The following is a 16,195-nucleotide window of genomic DNA, read 5'->3' on the forward strand; positions in this document are numbered from 1 at the left end:
CTTCTATGACCATCATCGCAAGAAAATCAGGCAGCAAGCGTCTGCTGGGCGCCATGACCGCTCTGGCCCTATGTCTTGGACTGTCAGCCTGCGGCGGGAAATCTGACGGGGGCAGCCGCTCGGGCGACACCATGCAGGGCGTATCAGCCAGCGGCAAACTTGGCAGCAAGCCCGACATCAGCTTCAAGACTCCCTTCAAGGTCGAGAACCAGACCCATCAGGTCATCCAGAAGGGCGATGGCGAGGTCATCCGCGACGGGGATCGCGTATGCACAAGGAGCCTGGCCCTGGATGCAAAAACCGGCAAGGTGATCAACTCGACATGGGACCAGAGCAGCCCGGAGTGCTCCATCGTCATCAGCAAGAAATCCATCCCGGCATACTATGACACCTTCAAGGGCCTCAAGGTCAACTCGACCGTTGCCGTAGGCATCGATGAGTCAGGTTCCGGCAGCAGCAAGGCGACCGAGTCCTATATTATGGCCCTGACCTTCGTCTCCCGGTCCAAAAACCTGACCCGCGCCCAGGGTCAGAAGGTGACCGACCTGCCCAGCGACCTGCCGAAAATCAGTTTGGACGACAAGGGCAAGCCCTCCCTGGACCTCAACGGGTACCAGCCCAAGGGAGGACTGGTCGTCCAGCCCCTGATCAAGGGCAAGGGGGCCAAGGTCGGCCAGCATCAGAGCGTCAGCGCCAACTACACCGGATGGCTGGCCTCCGACGGCAAGCAGTTCGACTCCTCCTGGGATCGGGGGCAGGCCAGCGACTTCAGCCTGGACCAGGTGGTCAAGGGCTGGCAGCAGGGTCTGGCCGGCCAGACGGTGGGCTCTCAGGTTCTTCTGGTAGTTCCGCCTGACCTGGGCTACGGCAGCCAGCAACAGCAAAAGATCCCGGCCAATTCGACCCTGATTTTCGTGGTCGACATCCTGGCCGCCTACTGACCAGCCAATCCTCCAGCTCAGGCAAATAGGGGCCGTACCCATCCAGTCGCATTCGGATGGGTACGGCCCCTGTCACAAGCCAGACGGCCGGTTCAGGCCTTGCCGCCCTCGACTACGATCTCGTCGGGGTTGGCTGCGCTGCCGTAGACCGGTTCCAGGGTCTTGCGGTAGTCCTCATGGAAGAACCGCTCCTGGCCCAGCTTGTCCAGCTCTTTGTTGATGTAGTCCAGCAGGGGCTTGTTCCCCTTGCGCACAGCCGGGGCGATGACCGCCTCATCCCCCAGCTTGGTGATGCCCACCGAGAAGCCCTTGTTGGCCTTGGCCCAGGCCAGCACCTCGGTGTTGTCGGTGCTCATGGCGTCTCCGCGGTGGTCCAGCAGGGCGTTGTAGGCATCTGCGTACTGGTCGTACTTCTGCAGCTTGACCTTAGGATAGTGCTGCTCGAAGTAAGGCTCGGCCGTTGTCCCCTTGGCGATGATCAGAGTCTTGCCCTCCAGCTCCTTCACATCTTTGATCAGCGCCGAATCCGGGGAGACCACGCCCAGGAAAACCTTCATATAGGGCTTGGCGAAGTCCACCTTGCGGGCGCGATCATCGGTAACGGTGAAGTTGGCCAGGGTCACGTCCACCTTATTGCTGGACAGCACATCCACACGGGCGGCCGGATCCACCGAGGTGTACTCGGGCTTGACGCCCAGATCCTTGGCCAGACGCTCGGCAAAAACGATGTCGTAACCCTGGTTCTTGCCATCCTTGTCCACGTAGCCGAAGGGGGCCTTGTCGGTGAAGACGGCCACTCTGAGCTTGCCGGACTTGGTGATCTGCTCCGGGGTTCGTGCAGACCCGGATGCTGCCGAGGAGCCGGAATTGCCCCCCGAGGCGCTTCCGGCATCACTGGGGGTGGCCGCCGAAGGACCGCAGGCTGCCATGGAAGCCATCATCGCGATCGTCGCCCCCGTGGCCAGCGCCGCCCGTATCAATCGGTTCATTACCCTTGCGGTCATGATCCCTCTTTTCCTCTTATCTTTCTTATGGCCGCCCCAGTGGGCGGTTCCGGCGATTGCCGCCGGACGAATATGCGCAGTCCCATCAGGACTTCTGATCCTGGTCCTGTTCCCGCCTGCGCTCATAGGTGAAGGTGGACAGGAAGCGTTGCGCCCGGTCAGTGGCCGGGTGGGTGAAGAAGGCCTCGGGGTCGTCGGACTGCTCGACCAGGACGCCCTCGTCCAAGAGGACGATGTGGTCGGCGATGCCCCTGGCGAAGGCCATCTCGTGGGTGACGATCATCATGGTCAGCCCCTGGTCGGCCAGCTCCAGAATGACCTGGAGGACCTCGCGGACCATCTCCGGGTCCAGAGCCGCGGTCACCTCGTCGAAGAGCATGATCTCGGGATGGAGGATGAGCGCCCGGCAGATGGCCACCCGTTGCCGCTGGCCGCCCGAGAGCTGGCTGGGCCAGGCATCCCGGCGGTCGGCCAGACCGACCCGATCCAGCAGCTCCAGAGCCTCCTGCCGCGCCTGGTCCCGCTTGCGCTTCTGCACCAGGACGGGCGCCAGAGTCACGTTGTCCAACACGGTCCTGTTGGGGAAGAGGTCGTAGCTCTGGAAGACCATGCCGATCCTGGTGCGCAGGTCGGAGCTGCGGCTGCCTGACATCAGGCCGCCAGGACCTCCGCCGTGCTTGCCCAGAGGACGACCGGTCTCCACCACCTGGCCATCCAGAAGAATCCGGCCACCCTGTATGGGCTCCAGTCCGGCTATGGTCCGCAGCAGGGTGGATTTGCCTGAACCCGAGGGGCCCAGGACCACAAAGACCTTGCCCTTGGGCACCTGGAAGGAGATGTCATTGAGCACAGGGCTTTGCGCCTGCGGATACTGCTTGACCAGGTGCTCGACGGTCAGCACCGCCCGCTCCTCCTGCTCGTCCTGTGGCTGGTTCGCCATCGTTTGCCCCTCAGTCATGGGCCCACCTCTTTTCCAGATGCCGGGCCACCAAGGACAGGGGCCAGCAGATGAAGAAATACATGAAGAAAATCACCCCGTAGATCCAAAGGGTCGCCTGAGGATAGGCGAAACGGTTGGCATCAATGATCTGCTGGCCGACCTTGATGACCTCGATGACACCCAGCAGGGCTGCCAGGGAGGTGGTCTTGACGATCCTGGTGGCCAGGTTGACGCTGGCCGGCAACAGTCGGCGCAGGGCCTGTGGAAGGATGATCCTGGAGAAGGTCTGCCAGGAGCTCAGTCCCAGCACGTAGGCCGACTCCACCTGGGTGCGGGGGATGGACTCCAGGGCCCCGCGGACCAGGTCACCCAGCTCGGCCCCGCCCCAGAGCACAAAGACCAGCAGGCAGGCGCCGGTGGCATCCAGATTCAGGTTCCATGCCCTGGACAGCCCGTAGAAGGCGATGAAGAGCAGGGCCAGCTGGGGCATGATGCGGATGAAGTCCAGATAGACCCTCATCAGGAACCGAATCAGACGGTTGCGCAGGGTCATCAGCCATCCGACCACCAAGCCCAAGGGCAGGGAGAGCAGAACCGAGACGCCGGCTATCCAGACGGTCACCCAGAGCCCCTGGAAGAGCCTGGGCATGACCCCTGGCTGGAAGAGCACCTCAACGCCGTGCATAGTCGAACCTCCGCTCAAGAATGGTTCCGATGACGGAGATGGGCAGCAGGATGACCAGGTAGGTGACGATGAGCAGGGTCAGCGACTCGTAGGTGTCGTATGAGGTGCCCATCAGATCCTTGGTGACATACATGACATCGGCCAGAGCGATGGCCGAGACCACTGAGGACTCCTTGATCAGGAAGATGATGTTGGCTACCACGCCCGGTATGGCGCTGCTCAGGGCTTGGGGCAGCACGATCCTCGACAGGGTCTGCCCACGCGTGAATCCCAGGACGCGGGCCGACTCGATCTGCACCTGGGGCACCGCCTCCAGTCCGCCGCGCATGGCCTCGGCCATGTAGGAGCCGCCCAGGAAGGCCAGCCCGACGATGGCGCAGGTCTGGGCGCTCCAGTTGACACCAAGCTTGGGCAACCCGAAATAGAGGAAGTAGAGCTGAACCAGGAGCGGGGTGTTTCTTGACAGCTCGATGTATACCCTGGCCACCTGCGAGAGCAGGGGGATCCTGAAGGCCTCCAACCCGGCGCAGACCACCCCGATCAGCATGGAAAACACCACGCCAAAGAAGGAAATGAAGACCGTCACATAGGCCGCATTGACGAAGAAGTGCAGATTCTGCGCCATGAAAGTCCAATTCATGCCCTCACCTCCCTACTTGCTCTGGTCCTGTTCATCGTCTCCTCTTCACTGCTTCTCACCCGCTTCACGCCGACTGCGGCATTCAGTCGACAATCCTAGAGAACGCGAGCCGCTTTTCTTTGTTTTTCGATATACGAATGCTGGATACCGCGTTATCATCCGCTCTCACAGCAACACGGACAGCGATCCACCATGATGCTGAAGCCATCCAGCAACCGGACAGTGCGGGCGAGATGGCCCTAGCCGACCAAACTGACCGACACCTGCAGATCCTGCCTACCTGGCATCTGTGTTTTTGATCATCCCTACTGCTCACCAAGCTAACAAAAAAGCCCGATCCACATATCCGTGAACCGGGCTCCGAGTGCTGTGATCAGGCAAAGACCTTGGCGCTCTGTGCTGCCTTCCTGATCAGATCGGGGCGATACCCGCTCCACGTCTCCTGGTCAGTGACTACGATGGGGGTCTGCTTGAATCCCTGGGCGATGAACTGGTCGATCAAGGTCTGATCCTCGGTCAAATCCACCTGCTCGAATTCCAGCCCTTGCTTGGTCAACTGACGCTTGGTGGCATCACACTGGGGACAGTGCGCCTTGGTGTAGACCGTGATGGACATGATCGCCTCTCCCTTACATGTTGCCGTGATGCTCCAAGCTCTATAGCTCTCTGCTTGGAACCTAATGATTGCACTCTACACACTCCAAGGCTCAAGCACAATACCACCTGTAGTGGCGTGTCAGGCCAAAAACCCCAATATCTAGTAGCTTTTCAGGTCTTGTAGGCTCTGGTGGAAATATATGTGAGCTGCCTGACATACCGAATGCGCAGGACTGAAAAATGCCTTAGAAGAGGGTCAGTTCATCGCTGTCGGCGCCCTTCATGGCCTCGTAGTCCAGAATCAGGCACTCGAATCCCCTGTCCTCGGCAAGGACCCTGGCCTGGGGGGTGATGGTCTGGGCCGCAAAGATCCCGCGGACAGGAGCCAGCAGGGGGTCGCGGTTGAGCAGGCGGCAGTAGCGGGTCAGCTGTTCCACCCCGTCAATGCCGCCATGCCGCTTGATCTCGATGGCTACATGCCGTCCCTGGCCGTCGACGGCCATGATGTCCACTGGGCCGATGGGCGTCGGATACTCCCGGCGCACCAAGGTGGCCCCCGGGCCGATGCGGTCGATCTGTTCAGCCAGATAACGCTGCAGATGTGCTTCCACGCCGTCCTTGACCAATCCCGGATCCGTCCCCAGGTCGTAGCTGTCGTCGGCATAGACCTGGTAGAGCCTGATGGTGAGCACATCGCTGGATTTCACGGCTGAAACACGCAGAACCTTATGGACGGGCCGAGTCTGGTCCTGATCTTGCTCCTGAGCGATCAGAGCATCGGGCGCGGCAGCTTCGGCTACCTCGTCCAGCCCGGTTTCAGCCACGGAATCAGCTTTGACGCCCGCACTGTCCTTGCCCGTCTCCTCGGGTTCGATCTCCCTGATGGTGCAGGGGGCGCACATCCAGTTCAGGGGCTTGTAGGAGCCTAGCTCCGAAAAGATCAGACAGCTCATGTCGGCCTTGATCAGCAGGACACGCCTGGCCGGCGGCAGGCTGGCGTTGAGACGCCCGGAGTATTCGGCTGAGCAGTCGGCAACAATGATTCGCACAGATGCCAATATATCAGTCGCTGTCCCGGGCGAGAAAGAAAAAAGCCCGGCCGATGCAAGAGCACCAGCCGGGCGGAAGAGGAAGGGAGTCAGGACTGCTGTCCCTGACCAGCGTCCTCCAGGTAGTGATCCACGGCCACAGTCAGCTTGTTGCTGTCGAAGGAGGCGAATCCGCTGTCCACATGGAAGGACTGACGACCGCCATCGGTGGCCTGAACCCGGATGTTGCCCTCCTGCAGCAGGGCCAGCACCGGCTCGTGGTCGGGCATGATGCCCATGGACCCCTGGGTGCCAGGCACGGTGACCGACCGCGCCTGACCCGACCAGATGGGCCTGTCCGCCGATACGATGTTGACCTGCATGGAGGCCTTGCCCGTGTCCGCCATGACTACCGGTATTCCTTCTGCATATCGTGCCACTTGTGCTCAAGGTCGTCGATGCCGCCGATGCCGGAGAAGGCCTGCTCGGGCACGTCGTCATAGGCGCCGTCGCAGATGCGGGTGAAGGCCTCAATGGTCTCGTCCGCAGGCACGTAGGAACCCTTGCGACCGGTGAATTTCTCGGCCACGTAGAAGTTCTGGCCCAGGAACTGCTCGATCTTGCGGGCACGGTTGACGGTGGTCTTGTCCTCCTCGCCCAGCTCGTCGATGCCGATCAGGGCGATGATGTCCTGGAGCTCCTTGTTCCTCTGCAGGATGGCCTTGACCCGGTTGGCGCAGTCGTAGTGGGCCTGCCCCACGTAGCGCGGATCCAGAATCCTGGAGGTGGATGCCAGCGGGTCCACAGCCGGATAGATGCCCTGGGAGGCGATGTCACGGCTGAGCTCGGTGGTGGCGTCCAGGTGAGCGAAAGTGGTGGCCGGGGCCGGGTCGGTGTAGTCGTCGGCCGGCACGTAGATGGCCTGCAGGGAGGTGATGGAGTGACCCCTGGTGGAGGTGATCCTCTCCTGCAGGGCGCCCATCTCGTCGGCCAGGTTGGGCTGGTAGCCCACAGCCGAAGGCATGCGGCCCAGCAGGGTGGAGACCTCGGAGCCGGCCTGGGTGAACCGGAAGATGTTGTCGATGAAGAGCAGCACATCCTGATTCTCCACGTCGCGGAAGTACTCCGACATGGTCAGGGCGGTCAGAGGCACGCGCAGACGGGTCCCCGGGGGCTCGTCCATCTGGCCGAAGACCAGTGCGGTCTTCTCCAGGACGCCAGCATCGTCCATCTCGCCGATCAGATCGTTGCCCTCACGGGTACGCTCGCCCACGCCAGCAAAGACGGAGACGCCGCCGTGGTTCTGAGCCACGCGCTGGATCATCTCCTGGATGAGCACGGTCTTGCCCACGCCTGCGCCGCCGAACAGGCCGATCTTGCCGCCTTCCACGTAGGGGGTCAGCAGGTCGATGACCTTGATGCCGGTTTCGAACATCTGGGTCTTGGACTCCAGCTGATCGAAAGCAGGCGGGTTGCGATGGATGGGCCACCGCTCGGTGACCTTGATCTGCTCACCCTCCTTCTTGTTGAGGATGTTGCCGGCCACGTCGAAGACGTGTCCCTTGGTCACGTCGCCCACGGGCACCATGATGGGCCCGCCCGTATCGGTGACGGTAGCACCGCGGACCAGGCCGTCGGTGGGCTTCAGGGCCACGGTGCGGACCGTGGAATCGCCCAGGTGCTGCTCCACCTCCAGCATGATGGTGGTCAACGACTCGCCCTCGGTGTTCGAGGACTGGCTCAGGTCCACGGTCAGGGCATTGTAGATGTCCGGCAGATGGCCTGCCGGGAACTCCACATCGATGACCGAACCCTGGACTCGGGTGACACGCCCCTTGGAGGCCGAATCCGGCTTGCGGCTCGCTGTGGTCGGCTGTTCTTGCTGTGCAACCATTGGCGTTCCTACTCTTCCTCTTTGTTGAGCGCATCGGCGCTGCCGACGATCTCGGTAAGTTCCTGCGTGATGGCCGCCTGACGGCTGGCGTTGAGCTGGCGGGTCAGGTCGTCGATCAGTCCCTTGGCGTTGTCAGTGGCGGTGTGCATGGCGTTCTGCCTGCTGGCGGTCTCCGAGGCGGCCGAGGTGAGCAGGCATTCATGGATGCGCGACTGAATGTACTTGGGCAGAACGGCATCCAAGACCTCCTGAGAGCTGGGCTCAAAGTCGTAGAGAGCCGCATAGCGGTCGCTCTGGCGCCCATGCCCGTCGTCCGGCACGGGGGCATCGATGGCCTCCTCAGGCTGCTCCTGGTCAGGCCTGATCAGCTCCAGGGGCAGCATGCGCAGCACTCGAACCTTCTGCACCACCATGTTGATGAATTCGGTGAAGACGATGTAGAGCTCGGAGACGCCCCCCTTGGCCGCTGGAGTCATATAGGTATCCAGCAGTGCCTGGGAGATCTCCCTGGCTACATCCACACCGGGCCGATCGCTGTGACCCTCCCAGGTCTTGACGATGCTGCGGTTGCGGTAACGATAGTAGGAGACACCGCGGCGACCGTAGACGAAGAGCTGAGGCTGTCGGCCCTGCTCGTCCAGGCGGGCCAGCAGAGACTCCGTCTCGCGGATGACCGAGGAGGTATAGGCCCCGGCCATGCCGCGGTCGGCCGTCAGCGCCAGCACAGCCACGCGTGGGTTCTTCTCGTCCTTCCTGACAATGGGGTGGCGGATATCATCCGTGTGGGCCACCAGTGCCTGGACTGCATCGAAGATCGCATCGGAGTAAGGCTTCGCTTCCAGGGCCACGGTCCTGGCCTTGGCGATATGCGAGGAGGCTATCATCTCCTGGGCATTGAAGATCTTCTCCAACGCCGAGGTGGAGGCGATCCTTGACTTGAATGCGAGTTGTGAGGCCATGGTCTACCGCTTCCCGGCCTTGCTGCCGCTCTTGCCGTCGGCCACCAGCTTCTCCTGCTGGACGGCCACTGGCTGCTCCTGCTCCTGGTCGGCCTTGTGACCGTCCAGGGTCTGGCCCTTGTGGGTCACGAAGGTCTTGGCGAACTCGTCCACGGCCTGGTCAAGAGCCTTTTCGGTATCGTCGGTAAAGTCCTCCGTATCGCGGATGGTCTTGAGGATGTCCGTGTTGTGGTCCAGGTAGTCCAGAAGGCCGGACTCGAAGGGCAGCACGTCCTCCAGATCCAGATCATCCAGTTTGCCATGGGTGCCCACCCAGACGGAAACGACCTGCTTCTCCATGGCGTAAGGCGTGAACTGGGGCTGCTTGAGCAGCTCGGTCAGCCTGGCGCCACGGGTCAGCTGGGCCTTGGAGGCCGCATCCAGATCCGAGGCGAACATGGCGAAGGACTGCAGAGAACGATACTGGGCCAAGGAGATCTTCAGGGTCGAGGAGACCTTCTTCAGAGCCTTGGTCTGTGCGGCGCCGCCCACGCGGGAGACGGAGATGCCCACGTCCACGGCGGGACGCTGGTTGGCATTGAACAGATCGGACTGCAGGAATATCTGGCCGTCGGTGATGGAGATCACGTTGGTCGGAATGTAGGCCGAAACATCGTTGGCCTTGGTCTCGATGATGGGCAGACCGGTCATGGATCCGCCGCCCAGATCATCGGAGAGCTTTGCGCAGCGCTCCAGCAGACGCGAATGCAGGTAGAAGACGTCGCCAGGATAGGCCTCGCGCCCCGGCGGACGACGCAGCAGCAGGGAGATGGACCGGTAGGCCTCGGCCTGCTTGCTCAGGTCGTCGAAGACGATCAGGACGTGCTTGCCGCCGTACATCCAGTGCTGGCCGATGGCCGAACCGGTGTAGGGGGCTATGTACTTGAAGCCTGCGGAATCAGAAGCCGGGGAGGCCACAATGGTGGTGTACTCCATGGCGCCGGCCTCTTCCAGAGAGGAACGAACCGAGGCGATGGTGGTGCCCTTCTGGCCGATGGCCACGTAGATGCACCGCACCTGCTTCTTAGGGTCTCCGGACTCCCAGTTGCGCTTCTGGTTGATGATGGTGTCGATGGCGATGGCCGTCTTGCCGGTCTGCCGGTCGCCGATGATCAGCTGACGCTGACCGCGGCCGATGGGAGTCATGGCGTCGATGGCCTTGATGCCAGTGGCCAGGGGCTCGTCGACGGGATGCCGGTGCATGACATCGGGAGCCTGCGCCTCCAGGATTCTGCGGCCCTCGCTCTTGATTTCACCCAAACCGTCAATGGGCTCGCCCAGAGGGTTGACTGTACGCCCCAGATAACCGTCGCCGACGGGCACCGAAAGCACCTCGCCGGTCCTGTGGACTTCCTGGCCCTCTTCGACACCTGCGAAGTCGCCCAGGATGACCACGCCGATCTCTCGGGCGTCCAGGTTGAAAGCCAGACCCAGCGTGCCGTCCTCGAAGGTCAGCAGCTCGTTGGCCATGCAACCAGGCAGTCCCTCCACATGCGCAATGCCGTCACCGGCCGTGCGGACATAGCCCACCTCCTGGGTGGGGGTGTCCGTCGGCTTGTAGGACTCGACGAACTGGTCGAGCGCCTTGCGCACCACGGCGGGATCAATGGTCATTTCTGCCATGATCACTCCTTATTTCTGTTCTTGTTCAAGTCTGTCGGTTCTCCGCTCATCCTGCCACGGCCATCCGCCGCTTCAGATGCTTCAGTTGCGTAGCCACCGTGCCGTCTGTGGAGACCGAGCCGTACTGGACTTTCATGCCGCCCAGAACCGAGGGATCGACCACCGAGTTGATGTGGACCGGCTTGCCCAGCTTGCGCCCGTAGACCTCCTGCAGGCGGCTGACCTGCTGGTCATTCATGGATACCGCCGTGGTGACGGTGACCATGACCTGGTCCATATGCTCAGAGAAGCGGTTCACCAACCAAATGATGGTGTCAGGGAAGCGACGTCCACGCAGATCGATGGTGGCGTTCAGGGCCATCTGCTCGGTGACCGGATGCATGTGCTGCCCAACCAGGAGCGCCCTGAGCAGGTCGGCCCGCGCTGTGGAATCACTGTACTCGTCCGAGAGCCTGAAGAGCACCAGCGGCATGCCCAGCAGGGCCGAATGGATCTCAGCCAGCTCGCCTGCCACCTGGTTGGTGATGCCCAGAGCATCGGCGTAATAAGCGATGGCATCCACCGACATGTCCTCGGCCGCGTTGGCAATGTGCACCACACGGCTCCACTGATGATCAGTCAAATCATGAAGGATGTCCACGGTCAGCGGATCGGCCTTGTCAGCCAGGATGGTGTCGATCACCTGCCACTTGTCCTCAGCCGGACGGGAGGGGTCGGTCAGCGCACGCTCCAGGGGCCTGTTGGCATCGAGCAGGGTCACGAAGGTATAGAGCTCCATGGCCACGCGGAGGGCATCATTCCCCTTGCTCTTCAGCAAGGGGGCATACTTGGCCCTGGTCTCCTTGTCGGAGCTCAGCGAAGTCTCTCCTCGCATGTCACCTCCCCTTTCGCGGAATCAACGTTCCCGTCATCCGCCAATCGGTCATTATGCCTGCCGCTTGTCCGAGGACTGCCCGCCTTGGTCCGCGATGATCGAGTCGATCATGGAGGACTGTACGGCATCATCCTGAAGCTGCGAGCCCAGGATTTTGCCGGCAAGAGCCGTAGCCAGCGTGCCCACCTCGCCCTTGAGCGAGACCAGCGCCTGCTGCTGCTGGGACTTGAGGGATCGCTGGGCGTTCTCGGTGATCTGGTTGGCCTCGGTCTCGGCCCGGGTCCTGGCATCCGCCACGATCCTGGAGGCCTCAGCGCGGGCGTCATCCCGGATCTGGGAAGCCTCAACACGAGCCTTGCCCAGCTGATCCTGATACTGCTTGCGGGCCTGATCCGCCTCTTCACGAGCCTTGGCGGCCTTCTGAATATTGCCCTCGATCTTGGCCGAGCGCTCATCGAAGATGGCCTGGAACTTGGGCATGAAGAACTTGTAGAAGAAGACGGCCAGGATGACCAGGATGACCAGCGACCACACAATGTCATAGAGCTGGGGGATAAATAGCTGGATCCCCTTGCCTGCCGCTAGAGCGTACATTGGCTCCTCCTTTCCCTTATCGAAGCCGGATCATGCAAGAATCACACGGCTCAGGCGATGAAGAGCGCCACGAAGCCCAGCAGGGCCAGCACCTCGATCAGAGCCAGGCCGATGAACATGGTGGTGCGCAGCTGTCCGCTGATCTCAGGCTGGCGAGCCATGCTCTCGACGGTCTTGCCGACGGCGATGCCCAGACCCAGCGCGGGGCCGAGAGCTGCAATGCCGTATCCCAGGATGCTCAGATTGCCGGAGACCTCAGCAAGTGTGATGATGTCCATTTATTTTCCTTTCCTCCACCGTTGCCGGTTCTTGGATTGTGGTTCGGCCCCGACCCCCGTCTACTGGTCGGAACCAACGAATATGTGGGCTGCGACCGCTTAAAACGCCGACCGCGGCTTGTTCTTTTCGCTCAACCTTCTTCAGGGTAACTCATGGAGATGTAAACCGTGGTCAGGATGGCGAAGATGTAGGCCTGAAGGGCCGCCACAAAGATTTCAAAGGCCGTCAGGGCGAAGCCCAGGACGAACCAGCCCACACCAGCGAAGGCCAAGAGCTTGTTGCTGGCCTCGATGATGTAGAACTGGGTGAAGGCCAGGCTGACCGCAACCAGCAGATGGCCGGCGATCATGTTGGCAAAGAGTCGAATGGTCAGGGAGGCCGGCTTGACGATGACCATCTCCAGAAGCTGGATGGGCGTCAGAATGATGTAGAGAGGCCAAGGCACTCCAGCCGGGAAGAGCTCAGACTTGAAGTAGCCCCAGACGCCCTGCTCACGGAATCCCGTCACCATGTACTGGCAGAAAGTCCAGATGGCGAAGACCAAAGGCATGGTGATGGTCGCTGTTGCCGCGATGTTCATGCCAGGCACGATGCCGCAGAGGTTGAAGACCAGGATGGTCAGGAAGATGGTCGTGATCATGGGCACGTAGCGCTTGCCCCGAATCTCGCCCAGGGTGTCGTAGACGACCGAGTCGCGGATGAACTCGATGACCCACTCGATGGCCCCCTGCCAGCGGGATGGGATCAGCTTGGCCCTTGCAGCAGTGATTCCCAGCACCAGAAGGATGATGACCATGGCTACGAACCTGATCAGGATGATCCGGTTCATGGCGAAGGGCGTTCCCTGGAAAAGAATCTCAGGAGGCAGGAAATCTTCGATGGTGGGTAGCTCGCTTGGCTTGGCCATGGCCAGACTGAAAGCTTCACTTCCCATTGCCTCTAGCATCTATCGCCTCCTGAACGACACAGTGAACACTATAGCGCGCATGCGACTCATGGCTGCACCGTATGGGTAGTGTAGCCCACACCAAGAGCCACGGTAACCATAGATTCATCCAGTGTGTCACAGATAGTGGCCGCAAGTCGAATCCGAACCGCGGCGTGGACAGGTTGATGACGAATGTAATGCAATCGTCATCAACGCTTGACAGCGCCCGGAATAAGCCCGTACCCGTCGCCGGCTAAAGGCCGATATCCGTCAGCGCGCGGGCATCCGGGAGCGTGTCTGATGGATCGGTCGGTACCCAGTCGGCCCGCCGCCCGCAGAGTCGGCACCTGATTCAGGTCGTAGGGGGTGGTCTCGTAGACCCAGTTCAGCCAGTTGCGCCAAAGCAGGTTGGCATGGGCCCGCCAGGAGAAGACCGGCTCCAAAGTCGGATCGTCGTGAGGATAGTAGTTGACCGGGAAAGGCACCTGGTCCAGGCCCTTGGCCATGTCGCGCTGGTACTCGTGGGCCAGGGTGTCACGGTCGTACTCCCAGTGGCCCAGCACGAAGATCTCTGAGAAATCCTGGGTGCTGATAAGCCCGGGACCGGACTGTGGGCCCCAGGTCAGCACCTGCAGATCAGGACAGGCCCGCACCTGGTCCTCATCCACCCCGGCCCAGCGGGAGTGGGGCTGCAGGGCGATCTCGTCGAAGCCATTGGTGATGAAGCAGTACTCGTCCTGCAGGTACTGGGGGAAGACCCCGAAGACCTTGCGATCCAGGTTGCGCTTGGCGATGCCGTGGCGGTAGTAGAGCCCGGCCATAGCCCCCCAGCACAGATACATAGTAGAAAAGACGTGGGTAGACGCCCAGTCCAGAATGCGGGTCAGTTCCTCCCAGTAGTCGACTTGCTCGAAGTCCATCTGCTCCACTGGGGCGCCCGTTACGACCAGACCGTCATAACAGTTGTCCTGGAACGAGTCCAGATTCTCGTAGAACTTGACCAAGTGATCCATGCTGGTGTGCACGGCCTGATGGGTGGAAGTCTTCATGAAGTCGATCTCCACCTGAAGCGGCGACTTGGAGATCAGCCGCAGCAGCTGGGTCTCGGTCTCCACCTTGGTGGGCATCAGGTTGAGGATGACCAGCTTGAGCGGACGCATCTCCTGGCGCTCCGCCTCGTGGCTTTCCAGGGCGAAGATGCGCTCAGAATCCAGGATGGATCTGGCCGGCAATCCGGTGGGGATGGTGATAGGCATGGCTCCATTATCTCCCAAGTAAAGCCTGCCCACACACGGACTTGACAAGTGCGCTGGAATCCGTAGTATAGATAACTGCTGTGTTGAACAGCCGACGCGGGGTGGAGCAGTTCGGTAGCTCGCTGGGCTCATAACCCAGAGGTCTCAGGTTCAAATCCTGACCCCGCTACCAGTAAGGCTCGGAATCGTTTGGATTCCGAGCCTTTGTTTTTTCTATCTTGTTGTTCTGTCTCAGCGTACTTGGGGCAGACCGGAACACTGGCCAGTATGGTGCAGTCAGATACCGGCGGACGGCCCAATCGCAAAATCAGAGAAAGCCGTCTACATCCATCCCTTCACATGACTGCACCGTTCACGTTCTCAGTCTCCTATGGCTTTGGACTTCTTTGCTTCGTCGAACTTGGCCTTCATAGTCTCGTTGTTTCTGGTCAGTCTTCGTATAGTCACGTCCTGCGCCTTGTTGTTGGCCAGGCGAAGCTGGTTCTCGGAACCCAGCAAGGCGTCCTTGATCTTGTTCAGGTGGTTGATGGATTTGTCGATCTCCTCTACCGCACTCTTGAACTTTTTCGAGGCGATTTCGTAATTGCGACCGAAAGCACTCTTGAAGGAGTCCAGCTCTTCCTCGAAATGCGTTATATCGATGTTCTGCTCCTTCACCTCTTCAAGTTCATTCTTGTATTGCAGAGAGTTCTTGGCAGCATCCCGGAGCAGGGTGATTATCGGAATGAAAAACTGCGGACGGACGACATACATTTTCGGGTAGCGATAGGAGACATCCACGATACCCGTGTTGTACAGGTCGCTGTCAGGCTCCAGCAGGGAGACCATGATGGCATACTCGCAGTCCTTTTCCCGCCTGTCCTTGTCGAGCTCCTTGAAAAAGTCCTCGTTCTTGTGCTTGGTGGAGGTGGTGTCCGTCTCGTTCTTCATCTCGAACATGATGGACACGATCTCCGTGCCCGAATCGTCCTTGTCGCGGAAGATGAAGTCACCCTTGCTGCCCGTCCGCGCATCGTTGTCCTTCTCGAAGTAGGCATTGGGGAAGGCCGTGGACCGCAGCTTGTTGAACTCGATCTGGCAATGCTGTTCAAGCGTCTCCCCCACCATCTTGGTGGACAGCTTCGCCTTCAGGTCACGCAGCCGCTCAATCTGCTCGTCACGATCCTGGATCTGGACCTCATAGCGCTCCTTGAGGGACTTGGCCTCGATCTTGCTCTGCAGCTCAGCCTTGTCCAGGCTGCTCTTCAGCTCCGCTATCTCGGAATCCTTGTCCGCGACGACCTCCTGCAGCTGCGACTTCAGCTGCTCCTTGGAGAGCTTCTCCTCGGACTCCTTCTCGAGCTGCAGCCTCTCAAGCCTGCCCTTGAAATCATCACGCTCCTTCTCCACCGGACCCAGCGCTTGGGCAAGCTCCTGCTTCTTCTGCAACTCAAAAGCATCCAACTGATTCTGCAATTTGACGATCTCGGCCTCTTTGTCCGCAGCCGCCTTCTGCAGCTCGCTCTTGGAATTGGCCTCTGCCAGATCGAGCGCCTGCTGCTTCTCCGATTCGGCCTTGTCCAGCTTGGCGCTCAGATCATCTTTCTCCTTCTCGACCTTCCTCAAGGCTTCTGAAACAGCCAATTCCTTTGCAGCCTGCTCGGATTCCAGCTTTGCCTGCAGCTCCTGTATCTGGGCATCCTTTGCGCTTTTGGTCTTCTGCAAGGTCTGCTCAGCCTGTGCCTGGTCCAGTTCGCGAATCTTGCTATTCTCACGCTCAGCCTGCTCAAGCCGTTCATGCAGCTGCCTGTCAAAATCCTTGTCACGAACCTGCTTCAAAATATCGGCATATCCGGCCTCGTCAATAGTGAATGCGGTTTTGCAATTGGGACAAACAATCTCGGGCATATGCAACCCTTTCTTTCCAAACCTGCG

General features: G+C 60.5%; 17 protein-coding genes and 1 tRNA gene. 2 read left to right on the top strand and 16 right to left on the bottom strand.

What is annotated here, in order from left to right; translation table 11 throughout:
- Positions 1 to 5: 5 nt before the first annotated feature.
- On the top strand, positions 6 to 941 hold the full coding sequence (locus H3T92_RS03050; protein ID WP_186279315.1) for an FKBP-type peptidyl-prolyl cis-trans isomerase: 936 nt from the start codon (positions 6 to 8) through the stop codon (positions 939 to 941).
- 92 nt (positions 942 to 1,033) lie between these two features.
- Here the strand turns inward: H3T92_RS03050 and H3T92_RS03055 are convergent, their stop codons facing one another.
- The 15 genes from H3T92_RS03055 to H3T92_RS03125 form a co-directional block, all read right to left on the bottom strand.
- Complete coding sequence (locus H3T92_RS03055; RefSeq protein WP_144084982.1) at positions 1,034 to 1,945, bottom strand: cysteine ABC transporter substrate-binding protein; 912 nt, start codon at positions 1,943 to 1,945, stop codon at positions 1,034 to 1,036.
- An 85-nt stretch (positions 1,946 to 2,030) separates the two neighbouring features.
- The gene (locus tag H3T92_RS03060) at positions 2,031 to 2,885 is read right to left on the bottom strand and encodes an amino acid ABC transporter ATP-binding protein (RefSeq protein ID WP_232341842.1); all 855 of its coding nucleotides are present in this window, start codon (positions 2,883 to 2,885) and stop codon (positions 2,031 to 2,033) included.
- A gap of 10 nt (positions 2,886 to 2,895) precedes the next feature.
- Positions 2,896 to 3,570: an amino acid ABC transporter permease gene (locus tag H3T92_RS03065; RefSeq protein WP_144084980.1), complete on the bottom strand. Its 675-nt coding sequence runs from the start codon at positions 3,568 to 3,570 to the stop codon at positions 2,896 to 2,898.
- Complete coding sequence (locus H3T92_RS03070; protein WP_144084979.1) at positions 3,557 to 4,210, bottom strand: amino acid ABC transporter permease; 654 nt, start codon at positions 4,208 to 4,210, stop codon at positions 3,557 to 3,559. The genes H3T92_RS03065 and H3T92_RS03070 overlap by 14 nt, the downstream gene beginning before the upstream one ends.
- A 373-nt stretch (positions 4,211 to 4,583) precedes the next feature.
- Positions 4,584 to 4,826: a glutaredoxin-like protein NrdH gene (gene nrdH / locus H3T92_RS03075; RefSeq protein ID WP_024626874.1), complete on the bottom strand. Its 243-nt coding sequence runs from the start codon at positions 4,824 to 4,826 to the stop codon at positions 4,584 to 4,586.
- 226 nt (positions 4,827 to 5,052) lie between these two features.
- The gene (gene nucS, locus H3T92_RS03080) at positions 5,053 to 5,856 is read right to left on the bottom strand and encodes an endonuclease NucS (RefSeq protein ID WP_144084978.1); all 804 of its coding nucleotides are present in this window, start codon (positions 5,854 to 5,856) and stop codon (positions 5,053 to 5,055) included.
- 89 nt (positions 5,857 to 5,945) lie between these two features.
- The gene (locus tag H3T92_RS03085) at positions 5,946 to 6,242 is read right to left on the bottom strand and encodes a F0F1 ATP synthase subunit epsilon (RefSeq protein WP_144084977.1); all 297 of its coding nucleotides are present in this window, start codon (positions 6,240 to 6,242) and stop codon (positions 5,946 to 5,948) included.
- A gap of 2 nt (positions 6,243 to 6,244) precedes the next feature.
- Complete coding sequence (atpD, locus tag H3T92_RS03090; protein WP_101432899.1) at positions 6,245 to 7,729, bottom strand: F0F1 ATP synthase subunit beta; 1,485 nt, start codon at positions 7,727 to 7,729, stop codon at positions 6,245 to 6,247.
- Positions 7,730 to 7,737: 8 nt separating this feature from the next.
- Positions 7,738 to 8,688, bottom strand: coding sequence for a F0F1 ATP synthase subunit gamma (locus H3T92_RS03095; RefSeq protein ID WP_144084976.1), 951 nt, complete (start codon positions 8,686 to 8,688; stop codon positions 7,738 to 7,740).
- Positions 8,689 to 8,691: 3 nt separating this feature from the next.
- Entirely contained in the window at positions 8,692 to 10,350 is a 1,659-nt protein-coding gene (atpA, locus tag H3T92_RS03100) for a F0F1 ATP synthase subunit alpha (protein WP_144084975.1), read from the bottom strand.
- A 46-nt stretch (positions 10,351 to 10,396) separates the two neighbouring features.
- Positions 10,397 to 11,224: a F0F1 ATP synthase subunit delta gene (locus H3T92_RS03105; RefSeq protein ID WP_144084974.1), complete on the bottom strand. Its 828-nt coding sequence runs from the start codon at positions 11,222 to 11,224 to the stop codon at positions 10,397 to 10,399.
- A 51-nt stretch (positions 11,225 to 11,275) separates the two neighbouring features.
- Complete coding sequence (locus H3T92_RS03110; protein ID WP_024626881.1) at positions 11,276 to 11,818, bottom strand: F0F1 ATP synthase subunit B; 543 nt, start codon at positions 11,816 to 11,818, stop codon at positions 11,276 to 11,278.
- Between the two features lie 50 nt (positions 11,819 to 11,868).
- Entirely contained in the window at positions 11,869 to 12,096 is a 228-nt protein-coding gene (atpE, locus tag H3T92_RS03115) for an ATP synthase F0 subunit C (RefSeq protein ID WP_015022486.1), read from the bottom strand.
- A 131-nt stretch (positions 12,097 to 12,227) separates the two neighbouring features.
- On the bottom strand, positions 12,228 to 13,043 hold the full coding sequence (atpB, locus tag H3T92_RS03120) for a F0F1 ATP synthase subunit A (RefSeq protein WP_045924886.1): 816 nt from the start codon (positions 13,041 to 13,043) through the stop codon (positions 12,228 to 12,230).
- A 191-nt stretch (positions 13,044 to 13,234) separates the two neighbouring features.
- Positions 13,235 to 14,281, bottom strand: coding sequence for a homoserine O-succinyltransferase (locus tag H3T92_RS03125; protein WP_198189377.1), 1,047 nt, complete (start codon positions 14,279 to 14,281; stop codon positions 13,235 to 13,237).
- A 95-nt stretch (positions 14,282 to 14,376) separates the two neighbouring features.
- On the opposite strand from H3T92_RS03125, the gene H3T92_RS03130 reads away from it, so the two are divergent.
- Positions 14,377 to 14,453, top strand: a tRNA-Met gene (locus H3T92_RS03130).
- A 188-nt stretch (positions 14,454 to 14,641) separates the two neighbouring features.
- Here the strand turns inward: H3T92_RS03130 and H3T92_RS03135 are convergent.
- Complete coding sequence (locus H3T92_RS03135) at positions 14,642 to 16,099, bottom strand: DUF2130 domain-containing protein (RefSeq protein ID WP_232350334.1); 1,458 nt, start codon at positions 16,097 to 16,099, stop codon at positions 14,642 to 14,644.
- Positions 16,100 to 16,195: the final 96 nt, after the last annotated feature.

Source organism: Bifidobacterium sp. W8112 (genome assembly GCF_016101425.1).
Classification (GTDB): Bacteria; Actinomycetota; Actinomycetes; order Actinomycetales; family Bifidobacteriaceae; genus Bombiscardovia; species Bombiscardovia apousia.